Origin of the sequence: Nocardia sp. CDC153, assembly GCF_035818515.1 — a bacterium.
In the GTDB taxonomy this organism is placed as follows: Bacteria; Actinomycetota; Actinomycetes; order Mycobacteriales; family Mycobacteriaceae; genus Nocardia.
On record NZ_JAYKYU010000006.1, the window covers coordinates 169,057 to 193,901 of the forward strand.

General features: G+C 63.7%; 28 protein-coding genes. 21 read left to right on the forward strand and 7 right to left on the reverse strand.

Annotated elements, in window-relative coordinates:
* Positions 1-61 precede the first annotated feature (61 nt).
* On the reverse strand, positions 62-691 hold the full coding sequence (locus tag VMT65_RS31075; RefSeq protein WP_326312080.1) for a class I SAM-dependent methyltransferase: 630 nt from the start codon (positions 689-691) through the stop codon (positions 62-64).
* Between the two features lie 16 nt (positions 692-707).
* Positions 708-1,085 carry a hypothetical protein gene (locus VMT65_RS31080; RefSeq protein WP_326312081.1) on the reverse strand — a complete coding sequence of 126 codons (378 nt, stop codon included), beginning with the start codon at positions 1,083-1,085 and terminating at the stop codon, positions 708-710.
* A gap of 73 nt (positions 1,086-1,158) precedes the next feature.
* Here VMT65_RS31080 and VMT65_RS31085 point away from each other — a divergent pair, with 73 nt between their 5' ends.
* Positions 1,159-1,725: an ArsR/SmtB family transcription factor gene (locus tag VMT65_RS31085; RefSeq protein WP_326312082.1), complete on the forward strand. Its 567-nt coding sequence runs from the start codon at positions 1,159-1,161 to the stop codon at positions 1,723-1,725.
* 3 nt (positions 1,726-1,728) lie between these two features.
* On the opposite strand, the gene VMT65_RS31090 is transcribed toward VMT65_RS31085, so the two are convergent.
* The 3 genes from VMT65_RS31090 to VMT65_RS31100 form a co-directional block, all read right to left on the reverse strand.
* On the reverse strand, positions 1,729-2,643 hold the full coding sequence (locus tag VMT65_RS31090) for a cutinase family protein (RefSeq protein WP_326312619.1): 915 nt from the start codon (positions 2,641-2,643) through the stop codon (positions 1,729-1,731).
* A gap of 616 nt (positions 2,644-3,259) precedes the next feature.
* Entirely contained in the window at positions 3,260-5,866 is a 2,607-nt protein-coding gene (locus tag VMT65_RS31095) for a tetratricopeptide repeat protein (protein WP_326312083.1), read from the reverse strand.
* A 188-nt stretch (positions 5,867-6,054) separates the two neighbouring features.
* Positions 6,055-6,528 carry a hypothetical protein gene (locus tag VMT65_RS31100; RefSeq protein ID WP_326312084.1) on the reverse strand — a complete coding sequence of 158 codons (474 nt, stop codon included), beginning with the start codon at positions 6,526-6,528 and terminating at the stop codon, positions 6,055-6,057.
* A gap of 315 nt (positions 6,529-6,843) precedes the next feature.
* Here VMT65_RS31100 and VMT65_RS31105 point away from each other — a divergent pair, with 315 nt between their 5' ends.
* Together VMT65_RS31105 and VMT65_RS31110 are read left to right on the forward strand one after the other, a co-directional pair.
* Positions 6,844-7,362, forward strand: coding sequence for a hypothetical protein (locus VMT65_RS31105; protein WP_326312085.1), 519 nt, complete (start codon positions 6,844-6,846; stop codon positions 7,360-7,362).
* A gap of 210 nt (positions 7,363-7,572) precedes the next feature.
* On the forward strand, positions 7,573-8,223 hold the full coding sequence (locus VMT65_RS31110; protein ID WP_326312086.1) for a DUF6009 family protein: 651 nt from the start codon (positions 7,573-7,575) through the stop codon (positions 8,221-8,223).
* A 523-nt stretch (positions 8,224-8,746) separates the two neighbouring features.
* Here the strand turns inward: VMT65_RS31110 and VMT65_RS31115 are convergent.
* The gene (locus VMT65_RS31115) at positions 8,747-10,225 is read right to left on the reverse strand and encodes a pentapeptide repeat-containing protein (protein ID WP_326312087.1); all 1,479 of its coding nucleotides are present in this window, start codon (positions 10,223-10,225) and stop codon (positions 8,747-8,749) included.
* Between the two features lie 584 nt (positions 10,226-10,809).
* On the opposite strand from VMT65_RS31115, the gene VMT65_RS31120 reads away from it, so the two are divergent.
* Positions 10,810-11,832: an HNH endonuclease gene (locus VMT65_RS31120; protein WP_326312088.1), complete on the forward strand. Its 1,023-nt coding sequence runs from the start codon at positions 10,810-10,812 to the stop codon at positions 11,830-11,832.
* Positions 11,833-11,877: 45 nt separating this feature from the next.
* Here VMT65_RS31120 and VMT65_RS31125 read toward each other — a convergent pair whose 3' ends face one another.
* Positions 11,878-12,279, reverse strand: coding sequence for a hypothetical protein (locus tag VMT65_RS31125; protein WP_326312089.1), 402 nt, complete (start codon positions 12,277-12,279; stop codon positions 11,878-11,880).
* A 125-nt stretch (positions 12,280-12,404) separates the two neighbouring features.
* On the opposite strand from VMT65_RS31125, the gene VMT65_RS31130 reads away from it, so the two are divergent.
* The 17 genes from VMT65_RS31130 (at position 12,405) to VMT65_RS31210 (ending at position 24,845) form a co-directional block, all read left to right on the forward strand.
* Positions 12,405-13,256 (forward strand): hypothetical protein, encoded by an 852-nt coding sequence (locus tag VMT65_RS31130; RefSeq protein ID WP_326312090.1) that lies wholly within the window; start codon positions 12,405-12,407, stop codon positions 13,254-13,256.
* A gap of 129 nt (positions 13,257-13,385) precedes the next feature.
* Entirely contained in the window at positions 13,386-14,078 is a 693-nt protein-coding gene (locus tag VMT65_RS31135; protein ID WP_326312091.1) for a GntR family transcriptional regulator, read from the forward strand.
* Between the two features lie 314 nt (positions 14,079-14,392).
* Positions 14,393-14,608, forward strand: a complete 216-nt coding sequence (locus VMT65_RS31140) for a hypothetical protein (protein WP_326312092.1) — start codon at positions 14,393-14,395, stop codon at positions 14,606-14,608.
* Positions 14,608-14,907 carry a hypothetical protein gene (locus VMT65_RS31145; RefSeq protein WP_326312093.1) on the forward strand — a complete coding sequence of 100 codons (300 nt, stop codon included), beginning with the start codon at positions 14,608-14,610 and terminating at the stop codon, positions 14,905-14,907. The genes VMT65_RS31140 and VMT65_RS31145 overlap by 1 nt, the downstream gene beginning before the upstream one ends.
* Positions 14,908-15,052: 145 nt before the next feature.
* Positions 15,053-15,370 (forward strand): hypothetical protein, encoded by a 318-nt coding sequence (locus VMT65_RS31150; protein WP_326312094.1) that lies wholly within the window; start codon positions 15,053-15,055, stop codon positions 15,368-15,370.
* Positions 15,367-15,726 carry a hypothetical protein gene (locus VMT65_RS31155; protein WP_326312095.1) on the forward strand — a complete coding sequence of 120 codons (360 nt, stop codon included), beginning with the start codon at positions 15,367-15,369 and terminating at the stop codon, positions 15,724-15,726. The genes VMT65_RS31150 and VMT65_RS31155 overlap by 4 nt, the downstream gene beginning before the upstream one ends.
* Positions 15,723-16,157: an RRQRL motif-containing zinc-binding protein gene (locus VMT65_RS31160; RefSeq protein ID WP_326312096.1), complete on the forward strand. Its 435-nt coding sequence runs from the start codon at positions 15,723-15,725 to the stop codon at positions 16,155-16,157. The genes VMT65_RS31155 and VMT65_RS31160 overlap by 4 nt, the downstream gene beginning before the upstream one ends.
* Positions 16,154-16,882 (forward strand): hypothetical protein, encoded by a 729-nt coding sequence (locus VMT65_RS31165; protein ID WP_326312097.1) that lies wholly within the window; start codon positions 16,154-16,156, stop codon positions 16,880-16,882. The genes VMT65_RS31160 and VMT65_RS31165 overlap by 4 nt, the downstream gene beginning before the upstream one ends.
* Positions 16,879-17,565, forward strand: a complete 687-nt coding sequence (locus VMT65_RS31170; RefSeq protein ID WP_326312098.1) for a hypothetical protein — start codon at positions 16,879-16,881, stop codon at positions 17,563-17,565. The genes VMT65_RS31165 and VMT65_RS31170 overlap by 4 nt, the downstream gene beginning before the upstream one ends.
* Before the next feature lie 3 nt (positions 17,566-17,568).
* Positions 17,569-18,441 (forward strand): hypothetical protein, encoded by an 873-nt coding sequence (locus VMT65_RS31175; RefSeq protein WP_326312099.1) that lies wholly within the window; start codon positions 17,569-17,571, stop codon positions 18,439-18,441.
* Positions 18,438-19,478: a hypothetical protein gene (locus tag VMT65_RS31180; protein WP_326312100.1), complete on the forward strand. Its 1,041-nt coding sequence runs from the start codon at positions 18,438-18,440 to the stop codon at positions 19,476-19,478. The genes VMT65_RS31175 and VMT65_RS31180 overlap by 4 nt, the downstream gene beginning before the upstream one ends.
* Positions 19,475-20,338, forward strand: coding sequence for a helix-turn-helix domain-containing protein (locus VMT65_RS31185; protein ID WP_326312101.1), 864 nt, complete (start codon positions 19,475-19,477; stop codon positions 20,336-20,338). Before VMT65_RS31180 ends, VMT65_RS31185 begins: the two co-directional genes overlap by 4 nt.
* 29 nt (positions 20,339-20,367) lie before the next feature.
* Complete coding sequence (locus tag VMT65_RS31190; protein ID WP_326312102.1) at positions 20,368-20,751, forward strand: hypothetical protein; 384 nt, start codon at positions 20,368-20,370, stop codon at positions 20,749-20,751.
* Entirely contained in the window at positions 20,748-21,554 is an 807-nt protein-coding gene (locus VMT65_RS31195; protein WP_326312103.1) for a hypothetical protein, read from the forward strand. Before VMT65_RS31190 ends, VMT65_RS31195 begins: the two co-directional genes overlap by 4 nt.
* On the forward strand, positions 21,551-23,761 hold the full coding sequence (locus VMT65_RS31200) for a hypothetical protein (protein ID WP_326312104.1): 2,211 nt from the start codon (positions 21,551-21,553) through the stop codon (positions 23,759-23,761). Before VMT65_RS31195 ends, VMT65_RS31200 begins: the two co-directional genes overlap by 4 nt.
* A complete protein-coding gene (locus VMT65_RS31205) occupies positions 23,758-24,321 on the forward strand; it encodes a hypothetical protein (RefSeq protein ID WP_326312105.1) in 564 nt (187 codons plus the stop codon). Before VMT65_RS31200 ends, VMT65_RS31205 begins: the two co-directional genes overlap by 4 nt.
* Positions 24,318-24,845 carry a hypothetical protein gene (locus VMT65_RS31210; RefSeq protein WP_326312106.1) on the forward strand — a complete coding sequence of 176 codons (528 nt, stop codon included), beginning with the start codon at positions 24,318-24,320 and terminating at the stop codon, positions 24,843-24,845. The genes VMT65_RS31205 and VMT65_RS31210 overlap by 4 nt, the downstream gene beginning before the upstream one ends.

Below are 24,845 nucleotides of genomic sequence, written 5' to 3' on the forward strand. Positions count from 1 at the left end.
ATCGTACCGAGGGTGTCCATCTCTTTGCTCGGCAACCGTCGGAGGTTAGGTGTCAGCCGGGCTATACCGTGGCGTATCGGTGGTGGGTGCAGGGGCGTAACCGCGCCAAATAGGCTGTGGTGGGGCCGATTCGGGTTTCGATGTGGAGGTGTTCGGCCTCGGCGTAATCGCGCAGGCGTCCGAACGGGATCCAATGGGGGTCGAAGAACTCGCCGATGACCAGGCGACCGCCCGGTTTGAGGACGCGGGTCATTTCCCGCAATACCGCGGCCGGGTCGCCGATCTCGCCGAGCACCGTGACCATGTAGGCGGCATCGAAAGTTCCGGCCGCGAATGGCAATTCGCGGGCATCGGACCGGGTGGGCACCACGGTTCCGAGGTGGCGGGCGCGGCGTTCGACGTGATCGAGCATTTCCTGCTGGATATCGACAATGTCGACACGTCCGGCGGGGCCGAGTCGGTCGGCGACCGCGAGGGTCTGCAACCCGGTACCGGGGCCGATCTCGAGCATTCGCTCGCCGGGTGTCGGGCGCAGTACCCGGGTGAGTCTATTGGTGGTCAAGCCCGGTAGCGGCACATCCAGCATCCACCGTTGGGAATAGGGAAACGGCGCGGAGTCCCCGAACCACAAGTAGGCCGATCCGGCCGCCAGCCCGGCGGCGACGGTGGAAACGACTGTCTTCCTTCGCATGATGATTCCCCTTCGATCAATTCTGGTGGCGCAAGGCCAGATAGCCGCATCCGGCGGCGAGCAGTAGTTCCCCGACACCGCAGAGCGCGGCCTGCAGGAATGCCGCGCCCGTGGCGGCGGTGGTCAGGTCGAACCAACCGTCGAGCGTGGCGATGGAACCCGTCGCGGCGGCGGCGATCCGCGTCTGCTCGGCGCGCCGGCGGGCCAGCAGCGCGGTGGCGGCGCATCCGAGCGCCAGCAGGAGGTCGAGGCCGATCCAGGCCAGGGCCCAGTTCCGCACCCGCGTCTCATCGGGCAGGGTCCGCGCGAGCAGGACCATCCACGGGATCAGGCCCACGGTGATCGCGCCGAAGGCCCACGAAACCCATTCGGCCAGTGTCCGTTTCGTTCGCATGCCGCCACGCTACAACCGCAAAGAAATCTCTGCAAAGAAAATTTTGCAGAGAACATTCTGCTACCGTGTGGACATGCAGAAACGCGCCGTCGAGCCCGCAACGAGTGCCGAACGCACCGCCCTCTACCGGACCCTCGCCCACCCCCTGCGCGGCCGCATCCTGCAGCACCTGGGCACCACCGCCGAGGCGAACTCCACGACGCTGGCCGAAATCCTTGGCGAGAGCACCGGGACCACCAGCTACCACCTGCGGAAACTCGCCGAATCCGGGCTGATCGCGGAGATCCCGGAAAAATCTCGAGGCCGCGAAAGATGGTGGCGCGCGCTCCCGTTCAGCCACACCATGCCGGACCCGGCCACCATGGCCCCCGACGAACGCGCGGCCGCCGAGCAGTTGGCGACCCTGAAGATCAACGCCGATATCGACCGGTATGTGCGCGCCAACAAGGAGTGGACGGGCCCCGACGGTTGGGCGCAGGTGCAACGCCACAGCGCCTACATGACCCACGTGGAGTTGCAGGCGTTCATGGACGACTACATGGAGCTACTGCGCAAGCACGGGCATCCGCTGCCCGCCGACGCGCCCGCCGACGCGCAGTTGATGTCCATACGATTCTTCGCGGTCCCGGAACAGGACTGACCGCTACCGCGCGATATCCGCCAGCCAGTTGTGCAGCCACGCGGTGGCGGTGGTGCCGTTGGCGTCGACCACATACTGCGGATACGACTGGTGCACACCGGAAGCCAGGAACTGCTGAACCTGACGACTCCACTGCTCGCTGGACGGATCATCCTGCGGCGCGGACAGAATCGACAGCCACCCCGGAACGAGGGCTTCGCTCAGAATGGAGTTCAGCGTCGCGGCGTAATTGGGAATCTGCAGCGGGTCGGGCGCGGACAACTGGGTCGCGAAACCCGCGAACCGCCCCGCGAGATCATCATTGGGCACCGAGCAGTACAAATCCCCCACCGCGCAGATGGTCCGCACCACCGGACTCACCCACCCGAACCCGCCGGGCCGGGCCCCCGCCGCCCCGGCCCCGTCCACCGGCGGCCCGATCAACAGATCGGTGGGGGAGCGCCGAGGATCCGACAGCAACCCCACGGCGACCAGCCTGTCGGGCGGAATCACCCCGATTCCGCTCCCGATCTCCGCAGCCACATCCCCCGCGACATTCGCCCCCTGGCTGTATCCCACCAAAGCGAAACGCGTTGCCCCACACCGCCCCGCCAGATCCGCGATCATCCCCCGAGTGTTATTGACCCCCTCCCGCTCCGACCGCCCATAAACCTCCCCCTCCCAGGGCAACGCCGTAGCCGGATAACTCACATACTCCGTCCGCACCGACGCAGGCAACCCCCGCGTCACCAACGACAACATCCCCTGCCGAGGATCGGTATCCGACGTCTCCCAGGTCCCAGGCACCGCGATCACAGCGAACGCCGGACAATCAGCAGGAGCCGCCACGGCCCGCGGAGCCCCAACACCCCACGCCCCCACCGCAGCAACCTCCGCGACCAGCGCCGCCACCACGCCCGCCACCCGTGCCCACCGCATACCCCGAAGCCCCAAGGGCCCACTCCTAGCTCTCGGATCGAACCATTCGCGACCGGCTCACCACACCGCCCGAAGATCAACCCAAAACTACCAAAGAAACCATCCGGTCCGAATCACCCTTCAGCGCTTCCCCCATCTGCATACAGATACAAAAAAGCCGGTCCGAAGACCGGCTCCATTGTCGGGCTGACAGGATTTGAACCTGCGACCACTTGACCCCCAGGTTCGCATCCGGACTATCTGCGCACGTTACGCACGACGAGCAGGTTTGTCGAGCCCCGATCGACCAGGCGTTGTTCACCACCACGCACGCCGTGTGGCCACCGAATGGCCACCATGATCGGCCGTTGTGGTCGACCGGGTACAGGTGGAGGTGGATCGAGCAGATCTAAGCGCAAAGTGCAGTCAAACAACGATTTTTTTTGAGGTTCACCTTCCTGATGTTTGATGATTCGGCGGAAGCCGGCGATGCCCTAGTCGAGGCTCTGACCAGCAGGCTGGTTTCTTGGGCCTCTTGGAGGATGCTGAAGGCGGCTGGTGGTGCTGTTGCGTACTGGTCAGGTACCGCGTCGAAGGGCGCTAGCTCTGGTGCCCCGGACGTTTGAGCCCGTGCTGGTCATTCGCGACTTACCTGTTTCACCAGGGCTGCTCTGTCGAGTTGGCCCACCGCCTCGTAGGCCTGGGCGAGGCTGTTTCGGGTGGTGAGGGTGGCGGGGTGGTCGGAGCCGAGGATCCGCTTGCGGTCGGCGAGGGTGGCCTCGTAGAGGGTGATGGCGTCGTCGAGTCGTCCCGCTGATGTGTAGGCATAGGCAAGGTTGGTGCGGGAGGCGAGAGTGTCGATGTGGTCGGAGCCGAGGATCCGCTTGCGGTCGGCGAGGGTGGCCTCGTAGAGGGTGATGGCGTCGTCGAGTCGTCCCGCTGATGCGTAGGCGGTGGCGAGGTTGTTGCGGGAGGTGAGGGTATTGCGGTGGTCGGACCCGAGGATCCGCTCGATGTCGGCGAGGGTGGCCTCGTAGAGGATGATTGCGTCGTCGAGTCGTCCCGCTGATGCGTAGGTATAGGCGAGGTTGTTGCGGGTGGTAAGGGTGTCGGGGTGGTCGGAGCCAAGGATCCGCTTGCGGTCGGTGAGGGTGGCCTCGAACAGGGTGATGGCGTCGTCGAATCGTCCCGCTGATTCATAAGCGGTGGCGAGGTTGTTGCGGGTGGTAAGGGTGACAGGGTTGTCGGACCCGAGGATGCGCCCAAAGTCTGCGAGGTTGGCCTCGCAGAGGGTGATGGCGTCGTCGAGTCGTCCCGCCGATCTGTAGGCCTGGGCGAGGTTGTTGCGGGAGGTGAGGGTGGCGGGGTTGTCGGACCCGAGGATCCGCTCGAAGTCGGTGAGGGTGGCCTCGAACAGGGTGATGGCGTCGTCGAATCGTCCCGCTGATTCATAAGCGGTGGCGAGGTTGTTGCGGGTGGTAAGGGTGGCGGGGTGGTCGGACCCGAGGTTCCGCTTGCGGTCGGTGAGGGTGGCCTCGAACAGGGTGATGGCGTCGTCGAATCGTCCCGCTGATGTGTAGGCGCTGGCGAGATTGTTGCGGGAGGTGAGGGTGTTGCGGTGGTCGGACCCGAGGATCCGCCCAAAATCAGCGAGGTTGACCTCGTAGAGGGTGATGGCGTCGTCGAATCGTCCCGCTGATTCATAAGCGGTGGCGAGGTTGTTGCGGGTCGCAAGGGTGTCGATGTGGTTGGGCTCCAAGACCCGCTCAAGGTCGGCGAGGGTGGCCTCAAGCAGGGTGATGGCGTCGCCGAGTCGTCCTGCTGATTCATAGGCGCTGGCGAGGTTGTTGCGGGTGGCAAGGGTGTCGATGTGGTTGGGTCCCAAAACCTGCTTGCGGTCGGCGAGGGTGGCCTCGTAGAGGGGGATCGCGTCGTCGAATCGTCCTGCTGATGCGTAGGCATGGGCGAGGTTGTTGCGGGTGGCAAGGGTGTCGATGTGGTTGGGTCCCAGAACCCGCTCACAGTCGGCGAGAGACTCTGCTCCGGCACTCATGGCTCGCGCGAGATCTGCAGAGAAATCTAGTTGAACGATGCTCCACGAACGCAGTTGCAATACTCGTTTGCGCAGCGCATCACAGCTCTTCTCAGGTAGCCGGGTGTTCCAGATCGCATCGATCTGGTCGACCAAATCGGTACCTTCCTCTCGTTGTGCCCACGCGAGCTCCCGATCGAAAAGTAGTGGTTCGATCACGTCGATAGCGTGCGCGACGAGATCGTTACTCGTGCCTGCAGGATGAATGCGGTTAGGTAGGAGCCGCAGGAGAAAAGGACGTCTCTTGGTCTGCCCTGTGGATTGGGCTCGTTCGCGCAGGACACGGCTTATCAGCCGATGCATGATCACCGCGTCACCGTTGGATGACCATGTCAGCAATGATCCGGTCACACAACGCTCCAGCGCCTGGCTCAGAAGGCCGGTTTCGTCGGGCAGGATTGCTCGGCGCACGCCCGCGGGTGACAGCATTGCCACCACTCCTAGTAGCCACACCACGACTTTGTCGAGGTCACGATTGACGGTGCGCGTCTCGACGGTGTTGATTGAGAGGAGGATCGCTTGCACCACTGATCGCGGATAATCGTGACCGGTTTTGCGCGCCAACGCCTCGGGCAACTCTTGTGAGTTCAGCAGCGTCTGATAGTTCGCGTAGTCGAGGCGGCGTCCGGTTATTGTGGCCGCGGCTGCCGCCAAGGCCAGAGGTAGGTCCCCGATCGAGTCGGCGACCTTCTCGGCGCCGACCTCGTCGTCCAGGCCGGTGGCGGCGTTGAGGTAGGCCACAGACTCTGCGCGGGTGTATCCGCCGAGATCGACCAGTTCACCCAATGCGGCGAAGTCGCGGTTGGTGGTGGTGATCACTACCCGAGTACCGCCTGCCGACGGCAGTAATGGGCGGATTTGTTCGGGATCGGAAGCGTTGTCCAAGATCAGTAGCCCTGGCTCGGCATGGCCGGAGAGATGATCGCGCAACCGATGGGCCGACGCGGCCGAATCACCTTCGGGATCAGCGACTCCCAACCGTTCAGCGATCGCGGCCAGTCCTGCTCGGGTGATGTCGATGGTCTCGGCATCGACCCAGCCAACCAGCCCGGTCCCCGTATCGCAGTCATGGCGGGCTAGCGCGGCGGCAAGTTGGGTTTTGCCGACCCCGCGCATCCCCGTCACGATCACCGCGACCCGCGAGCGTTGCACCGCTGTTCGCAGAGTGTCGAATTCTGTTCGGGCGACGAACAGCGCTGGCTGTTGCGGGATCTGACCTATTACCCGATCCGGGCGAACCGGCGCAGGGGGGAGGTGCTGGATCGTGGTGACCGTGAGATCCCCGCCTGCGGTGACCCCGTAGAGGACGGCGCCATGTGCCGGCGCGACAGTGCCGGGGCCTACTGTCGCGCCGCGTGAGGGTCCTTCGCCTCCTGCGTTCCGGCGCGCACGTCAGTGATGGTCACGTTTTCTTGGAAGGTGCTGTCAGTGACTCGTACTCCAGTGCCGGTGGATTGGATCCGGCTGATCTCTAGCGCGCGGGCCTGGGTTCCAGCCACGTCGACGCCGATAACAGCACCGGTTTCGGGCGCCAGGGTGTGTATGGCGTCGAGGAGTTGTTGTGCAGCGGTTAGCAGTTCAGTGTCGGCGCCTGCACCAGCATCGTCGAGATCCTCCGCTAGAGATGCACGCTTGACCTCGGATGCGGGTTTATTCTCCACCGCGGTGACATCCACGTGGTAGCGGGACGTGATCAGGGTCTTCAGTCCCTTATAGGCGTCGAGGACCGCCTGTTTGGTGGTGTCGGTCAAGCCGGTCGCCGCACCCAACGCAATCGCGGTGGCAACGATCGTCGTCAACGGTTCCATCTTCACTACCTCGATCCTCGCCGCACCCCGGGCAGATACGTAGTATCCCGCAGACGAACGTCTGCGGCTCGTCGTTCCACTCAAGCAAGCATCGAGCGCCACGACAAGAGTCGACAGTCGACTGTCCCTAGCACCAATTGGCCACCGCAATCTTTCCCGAAACATCACGTCGCCTGGTCGGCCGCACTGCCTGTGAGTACCAAATACGAGTCGGCTCAACCGTTTGCACTGACGGCGATGCCTATCAGTTGGACAATCTCCCCAACGGCAGGAACTTCTGCCCGAATCTCGGCTTCAGGGTTCTCATGGGGGAGGGTTGGGATGACGGCCGCCGCAGTCGCCGCCCTGGCGGCCATTTTAGGCATTCTCGTTGGTCGGTTCTGGGACAACCGATCTGAGGCGTCCCGCTGGCGACGGGACTTGAAAACCATGAGCTATCAACGGTTTGCAGAGCAGTATCACCGTGTCTACGAAGGCATCCGAGAGCTCGCCCTAGCCGACAGAGACAAGGTCGAGCTCAATGCGCTGCACCAACGCGTACGCGGTGAGTACTTCGCGGGTTGGGACTCCGCACTGGCGGTGGTGTGGCTGCACGGTTCTGCGGATGTCCTCGCAGCCGCAACCTTGGTCGATCGGGCCAGCGTCGACCTGTACGCGAAGGCGGTGACCGATCAGATTCCAACGTGGCAGCAGTTCGAGAAGGAGCGGGTTTCACTCCGGCAGGCGTTTGAGGAATTCCTGGCTGCGGCCAGACGCGAGTTACACCTGCCCACAGCACAAATGACCTTCTTCTGGGATACGGACCTCCCCGAGCTTGGGGAACGCGATCGGAGTTCCTAGCGCGAACGCAGGACACGGGCTTAGGTGACCACCAACGAGCCACCGGGATCGTTCTCTGGCCCAGCAATATCACCGTTCACGACTCGACGGCGCAGCTGGACGCGGTGGTGTTGCGTCCTTTGTGGTCCGGCAATCGTGAGAACGCGCGTTGCGAACACCACCGTCGTCTAACATGCTCCGCATAGGGACCCGGTCTTCGGGAGGGCGGAAGTGACAGTAGGGACCGCGCAAATCGGCTTCGTTTACGCGCTGAGCAATCGAGGCATGCCCGGGCTGCTCAAGGTAGGGAAGACGGAACGAACCGCGGCCGAACGGGCGTTCGAGCTGTCGGCCTGCACAGGTGTTCCAGCGCCGTTTGAGGTTGTTGTCGAGGTTTCTGTACCGGACATCCACCGTGCTGAGCGGTATCTGCATCGGGAACTCAGTGCCGTGCGATTCACCAAGGGCAGAGAGTTCTTCCGGACTAGCACGTATGAGGTTAGTCAGCTGATGGCTCGGATGACCAAATTTTTCGAGTTGGAAGCCGAAGGGCAAGTCGGCCAGGAAATCTCGCTACACAACGAGAGCGGCATCGTCTGGCTCGACGAGCCGAGTGAGTATCCATATGTGCGGGAGGGCTGGCGTAGTTGTATTGGGATACCCAAGCGTCCCCGGTGGAATGTGGGACGGATAGTGGGCTATGCCACTCAAGGAAATTGGCGGATGCCAGGCCAGAAGGCATTCGATCAACGCGTATTCTTTGTCAAACCCTATGACCGCAGCGAGGACCCGTGCAGCGACTACTACCGGACTGAAAATCCAACGGAGGCCGTGTATCCGCTGTCCATCTCTGCGGGTGTGCGCGGTCAACGACTAGGCTGAGGTTATTTAGCTCATACAACTGCTACCTCGCCTGGCCGAGTGCAGTCCGGTCGGCTGCGATCTCCCGGCCTTGAGCAGTCAGTCGCCCCCAGCTACCGGAGGATGCATTGGCATCCGGGCCTACGAGACCATGGCTCTGAATCCAGGCAATCGCGTCTGACACACGACCGAGCAACGCGTCACGGTCTGGGATCTGCGCGAACGCATGCTTCGCGTGAACTATGAGGTTATAGAGGCTGACCTGATCCGGGTTGGCCTCCAGATCATCTATGAGGGCGACGGCGAGATCGGTCGTCGGCAGATTCCGAATTTGCTCAGCAGAGACGTACCCCGTTTGTGTTGGTCCCGCGGTGAAGTTGGTTATGCAACCACGCTAATTCGAAGGACCGACATACCGACGTCTGGCAACGGGCGTTGGGCTTCGCACGCTGGGCACACGTGAGGTTGCCGAAGGCGAAATCCGTTGCCGCTTCCGATAGTGTCGGGCCTGGTTGACAGACGATTCGGGGGCCATGAGTCCAATCTATGGCCAGTCTGAGGGCCATACCGCGGGTTTAACGTTCGAAGGCTTGAGTGCCCGATCCTCACTCCATTCGAATCTTGACAAGAATCCCCACCTCCGGACTGTCCGGAAGTCCACCGTGCCAGAGCCGAAGTTGGCTTCCGTGAAATCCGCCCCACCTTTGAATGAGGTCATTTCAAAACTAGCGTCAGAGCCGAATTTGACTCGCTCAAAGTTGCAATGTAAATCAAAATTTGCGCTATCGAACCGTGCTGAACCAGAGAATTTCGCATCTAGGAAGTCGGCCCCACCCCAGAAATTCGTGGACCAAAAACTAGAATCACTGAATGATGCTGCGGAGAAATCGGAAATCGAATCAAAATCGACTTCATCGAAGCTCGCCATCCCCTCAAATGTGGTACCCTGAAACCGAACTCCGGAGAATAGAGATCCATTGAATCCGACATCGCCTGAGAATCTGGCTCCGGAAAAGTTTGTCCAGTACGAGAACTTGGTCCGATAGAATCGGGCGTTGCCCACGAAATCCGCGCCTCCGAATCTGGCTTCACCCTTGAATGTTGCACCGGAAAAATCTATGTCTTCAAGGTACGCACCTCGGAAGTCAAAATCTGATTCAGACCACCCATGCTCGCGATTTCGGAGATGGTCAGCGAGCACGCTAAGAATTGTGAGCCTTACTTCTCGATCGTTTTGAAGGTATTCGAAATGGTCTTCTGTCTCGGTTTCGCTCAGATCGGTATTCTTCACCTTCTTGACGTGCTTTGTTTGGTAATTGGATCCACGCTCGGGTGAATACGGTAGCCTCAGATAGCCGCAGAGTACATCGATGCACTGCTGGCGTTGCTGCTCCTTTGATTCATTGGCTACACCCGCCATTGCATAGACGCCTGCTATTCGGACTGCGACTTGACTTGCGCCAAGCTGAGCGGCCGCCGCGCCGAAGCGTTCTACGAACCGGCCTTGCTCTATATCCCGCTGGCGGCGGTACGCCACAACAAGAGCGACGACTGCACCGATTCCACCGGCAATTGTGAGTGCTAGTTTTGTGATATCGATTGGATCTGGCGATTTTGTCGATGGATTTAGCAACTTGTCAAGGCTCCACCACGCTAACCATACTATTCCAGCCCCTCCTGCTGTTGCGAGAATTACCGCAGGCAAAAGCGCCATCCTGCGAAGCAGGTTTCGCATAGACGCGGCAAATCTACGCCGGACAACGATGGCAACAGCTAAGCCGATGAGTATTAGAAATGCGGAGAAGAAATTGGCATTTCGATTAGTGTAATAGGCTAATACGAGTTCGATGAATGCGGCGATAAATAGCAATGCCCCTGCCATTATCAGCCGGATGGCGACGCCTGTGTATAACGGCGTGTCCTCCTTTAGTCGACGGAGTATTTGCCTACGACGACGAGGGGTCTCAAACCACTCCATTGTTCGCGTCAGCAGCGCCAGCATTCGATCATTCTCGTCGCTCACTGTCAGCTACGCTCGGGAACGACCAACGGAACGAGCAGATGTTCGGCCCCAGACCCCTTGCCGTACAAGACCGTCGATCGCGGCCGCAGCCCCCGTCTACATTGCGTCAGCTCGGACTACGGCCTCAGATCTTTCAGCAGGTGTCCGCGCTCTTCGGCGGGAGGCCCCCTTCGTGGCTGACCCTCCAGCTGCCGGGCGTTGGGGTACCGGACTTCGGGGGCGGACAGCGGTCCGCCACACACGGTCCGCCCCTGTTTACCCCGCCGACCAGCAGTTTTCGGGGTGGTGTCTGGCTGGCTGGTGCACGGACACTAAACACCCCCTGCGGGTGCATTTAGTGTCCGTGCACCAGCCAGCCAGACAGTTGGGTGCAGGAGGCAGGTCGGTGGGGCAAACAGGAACGTGAGAAGGGCATGAGGGAACAGCTGAACGGGGGAGAGACTCGATAGGGACGAGCTAGACGAGGAGAACCGGCACGAGGGAACCGACATCGGGTGAGGCCGCGAGTTGGGGCGAGTTGGGACCGTGGCTTCCGGAGGCTGGAGGTATCCGCGGTTGTCGGTGTTGGAAGTTATTGTGCCGGTATGGGTTTAGGTGACCTCACGCGGCATGCGGTGTTGGCGGCGATTCGTGAGTACGACCGGGTCGGGCAGGATGAGTTTCTGGAACGCTACGGCTTCGAGAAGGCCCGTGCCTTTTACCTTCGATACGAAGGGAGTCGGTATGACTCGAAGGCGATTGCGGGTGCTGCTCACGGCTACCTTCCTGATCGTAAGCCGTTGCAGGCAAGCGAATTCAGCGGTGGTGAAGCGACCGTGGCCCGAAAATTGCGCGAGCTCGGGTTCGTCGTGCCGCCACGCCGCTCGCCGGACTGGACTCGTGATGAGGTAATTCTGGCGTGTGATCTGGTGATGCAAAACAATTGGCGACAGCTTGAAGACTCTGATGAGCGCGTGATCGAACTGTCCGGAGTTCTGCAGCTTCTCCCGATCCATCCGCATGATCTTCGAAGTGACACCTTCCGCAATCCGAACGGTGTCGCTCGCAAGACCGCCGACATTGCATCGCAGCATCCGGACTATCGCGGACGCCCGACCAACGGTGGCGTGACCGATCGACTGGTGCTCCAAGATTTCCGCGACTCGCCCGATCATATGCACGCCGTTGCCGCCACGCTTCGAAATGCGGCGCTGTCAGGTCAGTTCAAGCAGTTGCCGGTTCCGCAGACGGACGATGGCGTACAGGAGGAAGCGGACGACGATTACGCCGATGCTGAAGTACGTGAGGGGCGACTCCTCCGACGATGGCACTACGCCCGCGAGCGCGACCGATCGCTCAGGAGGAAGAAGATCGCAGACTTCCTAAAGCGCAATGATCACGTCTTCTGCGAGATCTGCCTGTTCGACTTCGAGAAGGTGTACGGCGAACGAGGAGCGCAATTCACGGAGTGCCACCATGTCACGCCGCTGCACGTATCCGGTGATACGACGACCACGTTGGATGACCTCGTTCTGTTGTGCGCCAACTGCCATCGGATGATCCATCGTGGTTCCTCGTGGCTCACACCCAATGAGTTGCGGTCGCTGATCGAGGCAAACCGCGCCTGAGCCTGAAGCCGCTGGCAGATCGGAGGGAGCCGATCTGTCGGGGCCCTAACGGTGACCGCTCGAGGGATCCTCGTCGTACTCCAGATGGGGAAACCGGGCGATCCATCGGCGTAGAGCTTCAGCATCCAGCAGGAGCCGTGCGGTGTCGACATCCGAGTCGAGCAGTTTGACCTCCGCAACTATCTCGTGGTCTTCCTCGCCGTCGACACTCGGGGAGAACCAGTGCGCGACGTGAACCACGGTTCCCTTCAAACCGACCGGAGCGTCGTCGAAATGGACGGATTCGCCGATCCGCGGCACCGCCAATCCACGAATCGTGAACTGGATGCTGTTGCCGACATCCGCGCCATCGAGGTTGGGGACCGGGATCCATACCTTGTAGCGCACGAGACCTGGCGAAGTAGGGAACTCCTGGCCCTGGCTGTCATCGTGGTTCACGACATCCATCTTTGCTGCCAGGTCTGACGGACCGGACCGTTTTGGGTCGGTGTTGCTGTCGTGGCCTCGTGAGAACCATCAGTGGGTATGCATTTGGGCCACTCGACCAAAGCTCAACGGGCAGAATGAAAATCATGACCGGTTTCGCCCTCTCCTCGGATCGCCGTGACGAGCTGGCCGCGTTGCTCGGCGACGAGAAGCGGTTTCAAACGTCCTACCCGAAGGTCGCCGACTACCTTGCTACCGCTCCTGGGTTACCCGGGACCGGCGATGTCGATGTCGATCAAGGCTTCGACATCAGGCTGTTGCACTACATGACCGGCGGGGAGAGCTCGAACCCCTACTGGGACATCGTTGCTCCGCTCGTCAGTGAAGGACCTGTCGAGCGGAACGGTCGGTTGGAGATCAACGGTGGTCGACCCGGTGGGAGTGCGCGGCTTGCGTATGCGCAGATGGCACTCCAGGCCGCGTACGCATACGCGGTCCCTTCTCCGAGCACGGTGCGCTGGGTCCGGGATATCTGCGACGGTAGGGGACTGTTGGAGATCGGTGCTGGACGCGGGTATTGGGCATACCTTCTCGATCAGATAGGCCTCGATGTGATGGCCTTCGACTCGGAGCCGCCCGATGCAACATCGAACGTCTCGTTTCCAGAGTCGGCTGGCCTGCAATCAGTTTGGTTCCCGGTCGGAGGGCTGGATGAGCTGCAGAAGGCGCGAGGTTCGGGGGAGGAGGCTGATCGGGTTCTCTTCCTGTGCTGGCCGCCGGGTTGGGGGGATCCGATGGCGCTGGACGCGCTGAATCACTTTGCCGACGCGGGTGGCGAGCGATTGATCTATATCGGCGAACTAAGAGGCGGCAAGACGGGAACTGATGAGTTCTTCGATGCGCTTGCCGCGGACTGGACGCTAGACGGGCAGGATGCGTCGTTCGTGTCCTGGTGGAACCTTGGCGATGTTGCTCAAACCTGGATTCGCCGGACGTGACGTTGGTGTCGCGGCGAAGGTGTGAGGGTGCTTGCGTGGATTCAGCGCGGCTGCCGGTACAGTAGTTCGGGTGCGTATACACAGATCCGTGTGATGCACGGTAGCGACCCGCGGAAGGGCCCGACGCAGATGACTGAGCCACGCTATGTCCAGATTGCAAACAAGTACGCCCGTGATATCCGGAGCGGCAAGATTCCAGCTGGTACCTGGCTGCCGAGCTACTCCGAGATTGCCAGTAGTAACTCGGTGTCGGAGATCGTTGTCCGACGGGCTGTGGATCAATTACGGCGTTGGGGACTGGTCCAGACTGTTGAGCGCCGCGGGACGCGGGTCGTGGAGCGCCCAACGCTCACTCGCCTAGCGCCTGAGCGTCAGGTCGAGAGCCCGGAGACCACTTTCGGGAACGAGACCGATGGCGTCGTAAGCGTTGATCGCGAGATCAATCGCATCGCGGCCTCGGGCAAGCTGGCGAGTCAGTTCGGCATCAGTGCGGGGGAGGAGCTTGTGCACGTCGTGACTCGGGCTGCCGAGGACGGGGAGCCCATCTCAGTCTCGGATACCTACCACCTTCCTGATCAAGAGAATCCCGATGCCGCGTATCTGGAAGAGACATTGGCTGAACGGGTGCCGTCGAGGTCGCACCTTGCATGGTTGAAGATCCCTGACGAGGAGCCGGTCATGACCGTCCGTCAGAGGTTTCTTGATGCGAACGACCGTGTGCTGATGATCTCGGATGTGTCGTATCCAAAGCATCGCTATCAGGCCTTTTCGTTCCGGATGACGTTGCCCTCGGCTGACGCATCCGGCGAGTCGGAGGGATAGGCGGGGACTCGGGCAGTCTGTCCATGTAGGGCACCGGTGGGACTTCGGTCCGCCGGTGCCTTTTCGTTGTCACATCCAGCTGTGTATACGCTTGTGCGTATTCACTGTTGCGTATACGCTAAATCTATGAGCGCGATCACAAGCTCATCACCCGAAAGACGTTGAGGGGCACCGCACCAAGTCGTTCCAGCGACGAGGACTACCCCAGATACGAAAACTCCCCAGCAGTTCCAGCTGCCGGGGAGCTAAGCACCAAAGCGGTTCCAGCCGCTTCAGCAGATTCTCTTCTTCCCAGAGACAGGACTCCCTGAGACATGTCCATCGTAGCTGGCCGCATGGCCACGCCGGAATTCCGCACGTCCAAACCGCCCCGTAAGTCGGTACGTACCCGCACCCTGGCGCGCTTCGAGCGCGCGGTCGATCCCGACAACTTGTTGTCGCCCACCGAGCGGGCGTGGCGTGCGCAGCAGCTGCGCGCCATGTCGCTGTTCTTCCGCGCGAACCGTCGGCACGGTCGGGGGATGGCGTGATGCGAGACTTCATGGGCGCGAACGTTTCCCAGGTCGACGAGTTCGGCCACCAGGTCGACGTCGATGACATCTTCGCGACTTCCCACGTCCGCGGATCCTTCAATGTCCGCTACCAACGCAACGTCGATCGGCTCATCGTCACGGTCACCTCCCGATCCTTCGATGAGATGGGGATGCAGCTGACCCTGGAGCAGGCGACGCTGCTGCTGGAACTGCTGGGCGCGGGAATCGCCGATATGTCCACTGACATTCCCTCCGCAGAACCGGTCTTGGAGTTGCCCGCCGGGGGTGCCCAGTGATGCTTCCCTTCCCGATCCTGGCGGCCTTGTTCGTGCTGGCGGTGTTGTTCTTCTTCACTGCGCCAAGCACTTTCCTGGCCGTGGTCTTTCTGATTGTGCTGTGGGCCCTGTGGCGACGCCGCACTCACCGGTGGGGGAGTCGGCGATGAACCATCCCGAGTATCACGGATATACGGTCGGCACCTACCGCCCGTCACCCGCGTATGACGCCGAAAGCGCGCTGTACGGAAAGGAATTCAACGCCTCGGGCCTGGTTCTGCGTACCGGGCTGATCGTTCCGCCGGAATACCGCTTGAAGGTCTTCATCCTGCTGTTGACCTTCGCCACCGGGCTGTATGCCGGAGTACTGCTCTTCGATCGTCCCAGCCACGAGACGGCGACAGTCGTGGTTTGCCCCGGCCCCGGCTCCGCTCCGGTCGCGGTGCTCCCCGCCGAATGCGGGACGCAGGAGGCAGGCCGATGAATCTGCCAAGGAATTGGGGTCCTGCCGAGTGGGCGCGCGCCGCTGCGCCTGCAATCCCGCGAATCAGCACCGACCACGGCGTCATGCGCTCCGACGCCACCATGCACCGGGCGGTGGACGTCGGCGACGGCAAGTGGGTGTTCACCGGCTTGCCCGGTCGCCAGTTCACCCCCGAGCAAGCCAAGGCCGGAATGCGTTTGGCCGTGGCCCCGGATCGTCTGGAGGCCGAGCGCTGGGCAAAGACCTTGGGGCTCACCGTCAACGAAGCGGTTGGCCTCATCCGAGCCACCGCCGCGCCGATCGAGAAGACCACCACCGCGATCGAGCTGGAGCGTGACTGGGGGCTGGATCGATGATCGGCCCAAAAGATATTCGCAGCCGGGACCTACCCGACACGACCGGGCAGCGTTTCGGGGTGCCCACCTTCTACTGGGGCACCGCGCCCGATGGCCTGGCGACCCGCCGCCAGCTACGGACTCAGGGAATGCGACCCAACGGTCAGGAGGTCGCGGCTCAGGTGCTCCGACCGCGCCGCGGCAACCGAGAACCCCTGGCCGCCTACCTATTCCGCATAGACCAGGCCGCACCGAAACGCGACGCCACGCCCGCGCAGCTCGTCGCACTCGCCAAGGCGACTCGCACGCACCAGCTCCGAGCGGCCGAACGCCGCGGGCTCACACCAGCGGAACTCGACCAGGTTGGTGATCCCGGACCTCAATGGGCGGCTGGCATCGGACCGACCGTGGATTCGTCCCACCTGGATCGTGATTGGGGACTGGATCGATGAGCGGAACCAATCCCTACGGCCTTCCCGACGGTTTGACCTCGGTCGGTGAGGGGCAGCGGCAATCCCGAGCTGCCTTCGAAGTCGCCTGCGAAACCCATGAGGCCTGCCGCCGTGCCGGATTTCGATGGACCGCAGCGAGCCTGGACGAACTTCGTGATCGGGTCATTCCAGCGTTCGATCGACACCGCGAACAGATCGCTGCCTTTTCGCGAACGGGACTCGTGGAAGCGCCGAACCATGATCAGCGCACCGGGATCCGAACCGAACCGCGGCGCATGTGGCTCGACGAACTACCTCATACGGCTACTGCGGGCCGACAGGGCTGGCAAGTCTCGTGGCTGCCGAACCGCAATGACCTAAGCCAGCAGCAGGCACACGACGCACTGGTGGTCGCGAAACTCGCGAACAGCTACCGGGTTGCGGAGATGGCACGACGCGATTGGCCCGAGATCCAAAAGCTTGCCCGAAGCATCGGAGTGCCGCCGCGCGAAGCAGTCACGCTGATCCGAGACGCCGAAGCCCGCGCTCGCGATCGCGCTGTGCCGACAACCGCAGCGCAAGTCCCGCATCTCGGTGTTCATGAGGCAGCACACCCGGAACTCTGGGACCGCGAGATTCGCGTCGACGCCCCGACCCCTCCGAGAGTCCACACCCCTGGCCGCGTTCCGGACGAGTGGTTGATCTCCGGTGAGCTTCTCGACCTCGACCGGGGGCCGAACCAATGACCATCCAATCCGCTTCGGAACCCGCGCATTTCGATCAGATTGTCCCGTCGGCCGAAACCGCGCGAGAGCTGACTGACCGCATCAAGACATTGGTCGAAGAGCTATGGGAATTGATCGGGCAGGCGTATGTCAGCCGTATCTGGGTGGCGCTGGACTACCGATCCTGGGACGACTATTGCGCAGCGGAGTTCGATCACGCACGGATCCGAGTCCCCCGCGAAGAGCGCACCGAAGTCGTTGCGTCTCTGCGGGAATTCGGGATGAGCACCCGCGCCATCGCGGCAGCGACCGGACTCGGGAGAGGGACGGTTCAGCGCGAGTTGGATGTCCTGAACGCAGGTGTCCCAAATGGGACACCTGACTCGGTGGTCGGTTTCGACGGCAAGAACTACCAACCAAAGTCCGCCAGCGTGGCCGAGGGAGCGGAGCCCGAGATCGGCGACCGCAGCGAGCCGACGCGTGCACCGAAGCGTCCACCGATCACGAAGTCGTTCGAGAACGCGCGGCGCAAGTTGTGTGCCGACGCCAAGTCACTGGCCCGCCTGATCGAGGACGACCGCTTCGATCGCTATGCCTTGCAGCTGGCCGAGCAGAACCTCGGCGATCTGTGGCGGGCCCGCGAAGCCCTGCAGGCGGTCCTCGACCGCCTACCCAACCCATTCCAAGAGTCCCTGGAGGGATAACCCATGCACCTGATCGACCCCGAAAACTCCGGTACCGCACCGCAGGACGACACTGCGGTGGGTACGCCGCAGATCGTCTACATGGACGCCGCCATGGCGCGGCGCGAGCTGGAACGCAACATCAACAACCGCCCGGTGCGACTGGCACGCGTGCAGCAGTACCTCGACGATATGACCGCTGGCCGTTGGCGTTTCAACGGCGAGGCGATCAAGTTCGCCTACGACGGTCGGCTCCTCGACGGACAGCACCGACTCATGGCCTTGGCCCGCACCAGCGGTTTGGTGATCCCGATGCTCGTGGTCCGCGGCCTGCCCGACGACGCCCAGGTCACCATGGACCAGGGCACCAAACGCAGCCCCGCCGACCAACTCAGCATCGCCGGGCTGGCCAGCCACAACCCCACTATGGTCGCCGCCGCGCTGCGCGTGTTCATGGTGTGGATGGAGGGCAACCTCTTCGGCGATGTCGTGCGCAACCCGACCCCGGTCTCCACGACCAAGGTGATCGAATTCGCCGACGCCTACCCCGATGTCGTCGCCCGCGCCGAACGCTTCGCCACCGTCGCCACCCGCTTGAAGTGCCGCCCCGCGGTAGCCTGCGCCGTCGCGATCCGGTTCTCCGAGATCGACGACACCGCAGCGACAGAGTTCATTCGGCTCTGGGACACCGGCGTCGGCCTCGACCTCGGCTCCCCGATCCTGGCCCTGCGGGAACGCCTCGACTCCATCCGCACCGCCCGCGTGCGCACCAGCGACCGCGACTACATCGGCATAATCGTCGCCGCCTGGAACTACTGGCGGCGCGGCAAGCAGGTCTCGAAACTGCAGCGCCCCAAGGGTGGTTGGACTCCTGAGAACTTCCCGGAGCCCAGATGACCGGTATCTCCTACGACCGCGTCATCGACGCACTGCGCCAGATCACCACCGAGGCCAACACGCAGTCCGGTGAGTGGACCAAATTCAGCTGCCCTGTCCCCAGCCACGGCAAAGGCCGCGGTGACCGCAACCCCTCCCTGGGCGTGAAATACGACCCGCGCCGCGAGAAGACCATCATCACCTGCTTCAGCGGCTGCCAGCAAGACGATGTCCTCAGCGCCGCGAACCTGCGGGTGCGGGACTTGTTCGATCACCTTCCCGACCGCACCCAGAATCCGCAACGGCCCGAACGTCGCCAGCCGCAGCGGCCATCCGTGCCGACCAATAGTGCTCGACGACAAGAACCTTCGTCGCGCACCGATCATCTCGGCGCACCGACCGGGCCGCGCCGCCGAGTGGCGACCTACACCTACACCACGGCCGCGAACGAGCCTGTCGGCCAAGTGATCCGCTACGCCGTCCCCTACGAGCACGGCACCGAGAAGACCTTCAGCCAACGCCGCTGGGATCCCCAGCAGCGGCAATGGGTGCCGGGCGGATTCGCCCCCATGCTTTACCAGGCTCCCATCGTGGCCTGGGCCATCCGGGAGGGCCACCCGATCCTGGCGTGCGAGGGCGAAAAGGACGTCGACCGTGCCATCGCCGCAGGCTACCCCGCAACCTGCAACGCGGGCGGTGCCCAGAAGTTCCGTGCCGAGCACGCCGAGCAGCTGCGCGGCGCGACACGACTGGTGATCGTCGCCGACCGGGACGCTCCCGGATTCCGGCATGCCGCACAGGTTTTCGACCATGCCCGCAGAATCGTTCCCCAGATCGATGTCGTCGCCGCCGCACACGGCAAAGACCTCTCCGACCACCTCGACGCGGGACGAAGCATCAACGATCTATGCGCCGTCAGTCCCGACCAGCTCGACCCATTCCGGTCGACACCACACGACCGCGGACCCGGTCCTGAACGTCCTCGGACAGGAGCAGTGCCGACGCCCCGACGTTCGGGATTGGGTCACCCCGACCTGGATTGGGGGCTGGAGCGATGACCACCTCGAATTCGGTGCCGATGTGCGGGTGTGGCTGCGGCGGCCCTGGCGACTTCAGCCGCGGGATGTGTGCCGTCTCCTACAAGCGGTACCGACGCCGCCAAATCGCCTACGGCCGTTGGCAACCCCGTGTCCCTGCCGATGCGGCCCGCGGCCACGTCGCTGCCCTGATCGCCGTCGGACTGCGCCCCGAACACGTCGCCGGACTGGCCGGAATCAGCCCCGCCACCGTCCATCACATCACCCACGCGACCAGCGACCGCATCTCCGCCGAGATCGAACGGGCCGTCCTCGCGGTCGAGATCCCCGACCGGCCCGGCGACGTCGCCGCCGACAACGCGTTCGTGCCGATCATCGGCGCGCGCCGCCGCATCCAAGCCCTGGTCGCCTACGGCTACCCACAAGCCCATCTGGCACGGGAACTCGGCATGAATCCCGCGCACACGACGATGGCCGCCCTCGTCGGACGCATCAACACCGCCAGCGGTGCCACCGGGCAAACCATCAACGCCAAACGCGAACGGCAGATCAAAGAACTCTTCGATCGGCTGCAGCTGGTCCCGGGACCGTCCGACCGCGCCCGCGCACACGGCCGCCGCCACGGCTGGCCGCTGCCCTTCGAATGGGACGAAGACAGCATCGACCGACCCGACGCCAAACCAACCAGGTCCCGCTGGACCTTCGCCTCCGCCCGCGCCGAACGCCGCGACCAAGTCCAACAAATGAGCCAGCGGGGCCTACCGAACTGGCAAATCGCCCACGAGCTCCGCATCACGAAACGCACCGTCGAACGCATCCGGCACGCCGCACCGACCGGCATTCCTGAACAGCCCCAAACGGATTGGGGGCTGGACCGGTGACCTCCCACGATCCGCAGCCGATCGAGTCGGTGGTGTACCTGCTGCACTTCGACAGGCCCTATCGACACGCTGCCCACTACACCGGCACCACAACAGATTTGGATGCGCGGCTGGCCGATCATGCCGCCGGACGCGGTGCCCGACTCATGGAAGTCGTCATCGGAGCCGGTATCGGCTTCCGCCGTGCCCGCACATGGGCTGGCGGCCGTGCCCGGGAGCGTCAGCTCAAACGCGAGGGTGGAGCCTCTCGTCACTGCCCCGAATGTGGTGTCGCACCACACGGATCGCAGTTCGTCGGTACCTCTCGGGCCGAGATTGCCGCCTGCCGCCGCATCGAGCTCGAAATCGCCAGGGCCGCATTTCGCCGAGAGCTGCCGACCCGGCCGGAACTGGATTGGGGGATGGATCGATGAAGCGTCCCCGCCCCGATCCGCGGCTGCGGTGGACCGACCGTGACGAGCAGCTGACCTGCTTCGCCAGCCAACAATGGTGCCTGGACTTCGCCACGTTCCAGCAGTTGACCCAGACCGAACGCAGCCGCGCCTACGAGTTGCTGGCCCGGCTGCGCGACGGATTCGGAGTGCTGCGCTCGGTGTCGATCTTCCCCGACAACGCCGACCGGGAAGTCACCGTCATCTGGCCCTGGCCCGCGGTCGCCGCCGAACGACTCGGCCACGCCGTGTCGGGCTGGAATCCCAGCCGCACCAACATCGCCCACAAACTCGCCGTTGCTCGCGCCCGCGCCGCACTCTGCGGACTCGAATCGAGTTTGTGGGTGCCGGAGCGAAAGCTGTTGCGCGAAGCGGCCATCGCGTCGGGGCAACGGCCCGGCGGACTGGCCGCCGTCGACCGCAATGGTCTACTCCCGAACCCCCTGGGCCCCTTGGCCCGTGCGCACGTCCACGACGGCCGCTACCTGTGCAACGGGACGTGGCTGTCGGTCGAGGTGGAGCTCACGCTCAAACGACCCTCGCGAAAGCGGTTGATGGACACCGTCTTCAACGCCTACCAGCGGGCCGCCGCGGTCGGGGACGGGTTGCTGTACCTATTCGAGACCGACCTCATCGGCAACGCCGTGCGACGCGCAGTGACCGCGCTCATCGAGACCCAGCGCATCCCGCGACATCCCGACATCCGATTGCGGTCGCTACCCCGCGTGCTCAAAGCCCGCTCCCTCGACCTACCCACCACGCCCCGAGAGGAGCACGCCACATGACCCACTCACCACAGCTCCCCGCCTTCTCCGACAACGACTGCCGCCCCCTCATCACACCATTCGACTGTGGCCCCACCGCGTCTGTCCCGACCCCGCCCGCCGTCGACCCGACACCAGTCGCGGGATGCCATCCCCTGATCACTGCCGCCGACTGCGGACCCACCACCGCGCCAACGTCGCCACAACATCCCCTGTTCGACCTCACCGCCCGCACCCAACAGCCGGAACCGGGCTGGCTGCACTACATGAACACCCACGATCCCAGCACCAGCCTGCCCGGCATCCACGACCTGGCCGCCGTCCTCGCCGACACCGGCGTAGCCGTCGGATTCACCGGTGCCGTATTCGCCGCCGCCGCATACGCTGCGCGGCGAAACGGTTGGGACGCAGCACGATTGCGCAACTGTACGGTCGGATCGCTCGCACTACCCGTCACCACCTCAGCGGCCACAACGTCACTGTGGACACCGCTGGAGCTCTACGCGCACGGCGCGGCACTGACCGCCGATGCCGACTGGCTCGCGGGGATCCTGCAGATGAGCGTCACCGGAATCCCGGTCGCTCTCGCCGCTGCGACCTGGTGGTGGGCGCGCCACGCCTACCGCCTGCACACCGTCGGCACCGGCGATATCCCCGCGACCGAACGCGCACAGCGCCGCGAGATCGACGCCAAGTTCGCCGCCGCCCGCACCCTGGCCACCCGTGCCACCCCGTTGACCATCGTGACCGGCCACGGTCGCGGACGCCGTCAGATCGTTCTCGGCCGCCGCGCCACCCAGATCGGCCAACACCGCAAATCCGTTGCCAAGGAGCTGGTTTCGACCACCGACACCCTGTTGTCGATCCCTTACAGCGCGGCGCGTAAGAACATCGGCGTACTCGGCGGCCCGGGCAGCGGCAAAACCACCGGACTGTGCCGGTTATCGGTGGGTTCCCACATCGCGAGCCACGAGCGCTATCTCGCCGCCGCCGCGACACCGAAGGCCGCCCGGAAAGCATTGGGCATCAAACCCAAACGCGCCCTTGGACTGTTCCTGACCTGCAAGGGCGGGATCGAAGACCTGGTCACGTGGGCCGAGCTGAAAGCCTCGCTTCTCGCCGCGGGCGTGCACCCGTCCCAGATCGCGATGGTGCCCGCCGACAAGCTCAACATCTGGCCCTTGGGCGCGGCGGCGCTGCGCCACGTCATCGAAGACCTCGCACCCACCGCGAAGGCCAGCGACTCCGCGCAGAAGTTCTATGAGGAACTACGGATCTCTCTGGTGCACTTGATCATTGACGCGCCCGACCCCGACGCCGACAAGGGTCCGGGTCAGAACGTCCCGACCAGCTCGTCCGAGTTCATGGACCGCTTCGACGAGCTGTGGCTGTGGCACTCCTGGGGCGGCGCGTTCACCGCCGAAGGGCACATGGTGATGCCCGAAAACCCCAAGTACAAGCCGGAATTGAAGGCCATCGCCGCCGCCTGCCAAGGCAAGCAGCCCGTCCTGCCCGCCGAGGCGGCCCGCTTCGACAACCTGTTCCGCGAGCTCGACGGAGTCTTCGACGGCCCCCACAACCTGCTCGACAAGTCCTACTGGTTCATCACAGTCCCCGGCACCGCACAGAAATCTGTGGCGATATCCCAGGCCAAGGCCGTGATCAAACTCGTCGAGCAGGTCGCCGCCACCGACCACGGTTGCGAAATTACCTTCACCATCGACGAATTCTCCCGCGTCTCCGACGGAGCCAGCCTCACCGACCCCTGTGAAGCCCTGCGCTCCCAGGGCGTGGCCTGCTTCGTCGGCGCGCACTCCTTCGAATCCCTCGCCGGAACCGACCGCGACGCCAAACAACTGATGAAGGCCTGGTCCGGTGGGCTGCTGTGCTTCGGGCTCGAAGGCCCCGACGACATCGTCACCGTCTACGGCACCCGCCGCGCCCTGGAACCCTCACGCCACACCCTCAAAGACCGCCACGGCGACGAAGGCCAGGTCCGCATGCAGGACGCTCTGCTGATCGACCCGAACCTTTTGCGCCGCTTGGAACCCGGCGACTGCGTCTACGTCAACCGCGGCATCGCCACCTGGGGACGCATCACCCCCTTGAACCCCGACCACATCGCCCTGCTGCCCATGGAACCCGCCGCCCGCGCCGCCGAACGCCGCCGCGGTCGCTGGATCCGCGCAGGCGCAGCCCTCATCCAGGGCAAAGGAGCGCCGGCATGAGCGACGCCGAAGGCGACTTCGGCCTACCCGACCCCGACGGCAACGACGCCGACCACCCCTACACCGACCCCGAGGAGGAACCCGACCCCATGACCCAGCCCGAACCCCACAACCAGCCCGAACCCGAACGCGCCATCGAAGGACCCAAACCCGACCGCGCCCGCTTCGATGTCGACACCCCCAGCGTGGGCGAGCTCTACCAGATGTTTCCCGACGCCCTGCCCAAAAACGCGCCCGACCGCCGCAAACGCCACCTCGCCGCCGTCCCCGACCCCCACGATCTCGACACCCTGCCCACCGACCTCGACGAGGACAGCGACGACCCGCTCATCGCCACCGCCCTGCGCTGGCGAGCAGCCCTCGCACTCTGGTGGACTCCGACCGCTACCGCTGCGGTCATCGTCGTTATCGCGATCTGCGCGTTCACCGTCGCCGGAGCCGTCGTCGGAATCGCCTGGTGCACCTACGGAATCGGCTGGATCACCTACAGCATCTGGCACGCCCACGGCCGACCCAGCCTGCGCCACATCCACCACCAGCGCCACGGAGGCAACTGGTGAACGAAAACCCCGACAAGCAACAGGACACGGCACTCACCACGCCGCCTGACTCCGCATTGCTCGACGCGCTCGCGACCATCTATCGGGCCCACGTCGCCCGCGCCGCCGCCGAACACGAAGCCCACCTACTCGGGCTCATGACCCGTGACGAACACGATCACAGCGAGGTTCTGCTGCGCGGCATGTGGCACATGTTCGCCGAGGCCGTCCTGCACGCACCCATCACCACCAAGGAGATGGGGCAGCGACTCCTCGCCGTCGACGACCGCATCCCCGACCGCTACCGGACCCTGCGTATCGACCCCGGCCCCGAGACCCCCGACACCACCGGCTGGAACGACACCGCCATCGAGATCGCCCACGAAATCGCCGACCTCATGCACCTGGTCCGCGTCGTCGACGCCTTCCAACACGCCCGCGCTCACGTCCTCGCCATCGACGAACGCACCCGCAACAACTGGCAGTTCGCCACCCAACTACTCGGATTCGACCCCAGCGACCACCCCACCCGCGACACCCACTAG

What these genes read in the sequence shown, in the direction of transcription:
- VMT65_RS31075 (WP_326312080.1), bottom strand. Translation starts at nt 691, where the DNA reads ATGCGAAGGAAGACAGTCGTTTCCACCGTCGCCGCCGGGCTGGCGGCC.
- VMT65_RS31080 (WP_326312081.1), bottom strand. Translation starts at nt 1,085, where the DNA reads ATGCGAACGAAACGGACACTGGCCGAATGGGTTTCGTGGGCCTTCGGC.
- VMT65_RS31085 (WP_326312082.1), top strand. Translation starts at nt 1,159, where the DNA reads ATGCAGAAACGCGCCGTCGAGCCCGCAACGAGTGCCGAACGCACCGCC.
- VMT65_RS31090 (WP_326312619.1), bottom strand. Translation starts at nt 2,643, where the DNA reads ATGCGGTGGGCACGGGTGGCGGGCGTGGTGGCGGCGCTGGTCGCGGAG.
- VMT65_RS31105 (WP_326312085.1), top strand. Translation starts at nt 6,844, where the DNA reads ATGACGGCCGCCGCAGTCGCCGCCCTGGCGGCCATTTTAGGCATTCTC.
- VMT65_RS31120 (WP_326312088.1), top strand. Translation starts at nt 10,810, where the DNA reads ATGGGTTTAGGTGACCTCACGCGGCATGCGGTGTTGGCGGCGATTCGT.
- VMT65_RS31125 (WP_326312089.1), bottom strand. Translation starts at nt 12,279, where the DNA reads ATGGATGTCGTGAACCACGATGACAGCCAGGGCCAGGAGTTCCCTACT.
- VMT65_RS31130 (WP_326312090.1), top strand. Translation starts at nt 12,405, where the DNA reads ATGACCGGTTTCGCCCTCTCCTCGGATCGCCGTGACGAGCTGGCCGCG.
- VMT65_RS31135 (WP_326312091.1), top strand. Translation starts at nt 13,386, where the DNA reads ATGACTGAGCCACGCTATGTCCAGATTGCAAACAAGTACGCCCGTGAT.
- VMT65_RS31140 (WP_326312092.1), top strand. Translation starts at nt 14,393, where the DNA reads ATGTCCATCGTAGCTGGCCGCATGGCCACGCCGGAATTCCGCACGTCC.
- VMT65_RS31145 (WP_326312093.1), top strand. Translation starts at nt 14,608, where the DNA reads ATGCGAGACTTCATGGGCGCGAACGTTTCCCAGGTCGACGAGTTCGGC.
- VMT65_RS31150 (WP_326312094.1), top strand. Translation starts at nt 15,053, where the DNA reads ATGAACCATCCCGAGTATCACGGATATACGGTCGGCACCTACCGCCCG.
- VMT65_RS31155 (WP_326312095.1), top strand. Translation starts at nt 15,367, where the DNA reads ATGAATCTGCCAAGGAATTGGGGTCCTGCCGAGTGGGCGCGCGCCGCT.
- VMT65_RS31160 (WP_326312096.1), top strand. Translation starts at nt 15,723, where the DNA reads ATGATCGGCCCAAAAGATATTCGCAGCCGGGACCTACCCGACACGACC.
- VMT65_RS31165 (WP_326312097.1), top strand. Translation starts at nt 16,154, where the DNA reads ATGAGCGGAACCAATCCCTACGGCCTTCCCGACGGTTTGACCTCGGTC.
- VMT65_RS31170 (WP_326312098.1), top strand. Translation starts at nt 16,879, where the DNA reads ATGACCATCCAATCCGCTTCGGAACCCGCGCATTTCGATCAGATTGTC.
- VMT65_RS31175 (WP_326312099.1), top strand. Translation starts at nt 17,569, where the DNA reads ATGCACCTGATCGACCCCGAAAACTCCGGTACCGCACCGCAGGACGAC.
- VMT65_RS31180 (WP_326312100.1), top strand. Translation starts at nt 18,438, where the DNA reads ATGACCGGTATCTCCTACGACCGCGTCATCGACGCACTGCGCCAGATC.
- VMT65_RS31185 (WP_326312101.1), top strand. Translation starts at nt 19,475, where the DNA reads ATGACCACCTCGAATTCGGTGCCGATGTGCGGGTGTGGCTGCGGCGGC.
- VMT65_RS31195 (WP_326312103.1), top strand. Translation starts at nt 20,748, where the DNA reads ATGAAGCGTCCCCGCCCCGATCCGCGGCTGCGGTGGACCGACCGTGAC.
- VMT65_RS31200 (WP_326312104.1), top strand. Translation starts at nt 21,551, where the DNA reads ATGACCCACTCACCACAGCTCCCCGCCTTCTCCGACAACGACTGCCGC.
- VMT65_RS31205 (WP_326312105.1), top strand. Translation starts at nt 23,758, where the DNA reads ATGAGCGACGCCGAAGGCGACTTCGGCCTACCCGACCCCGACGGCAAC.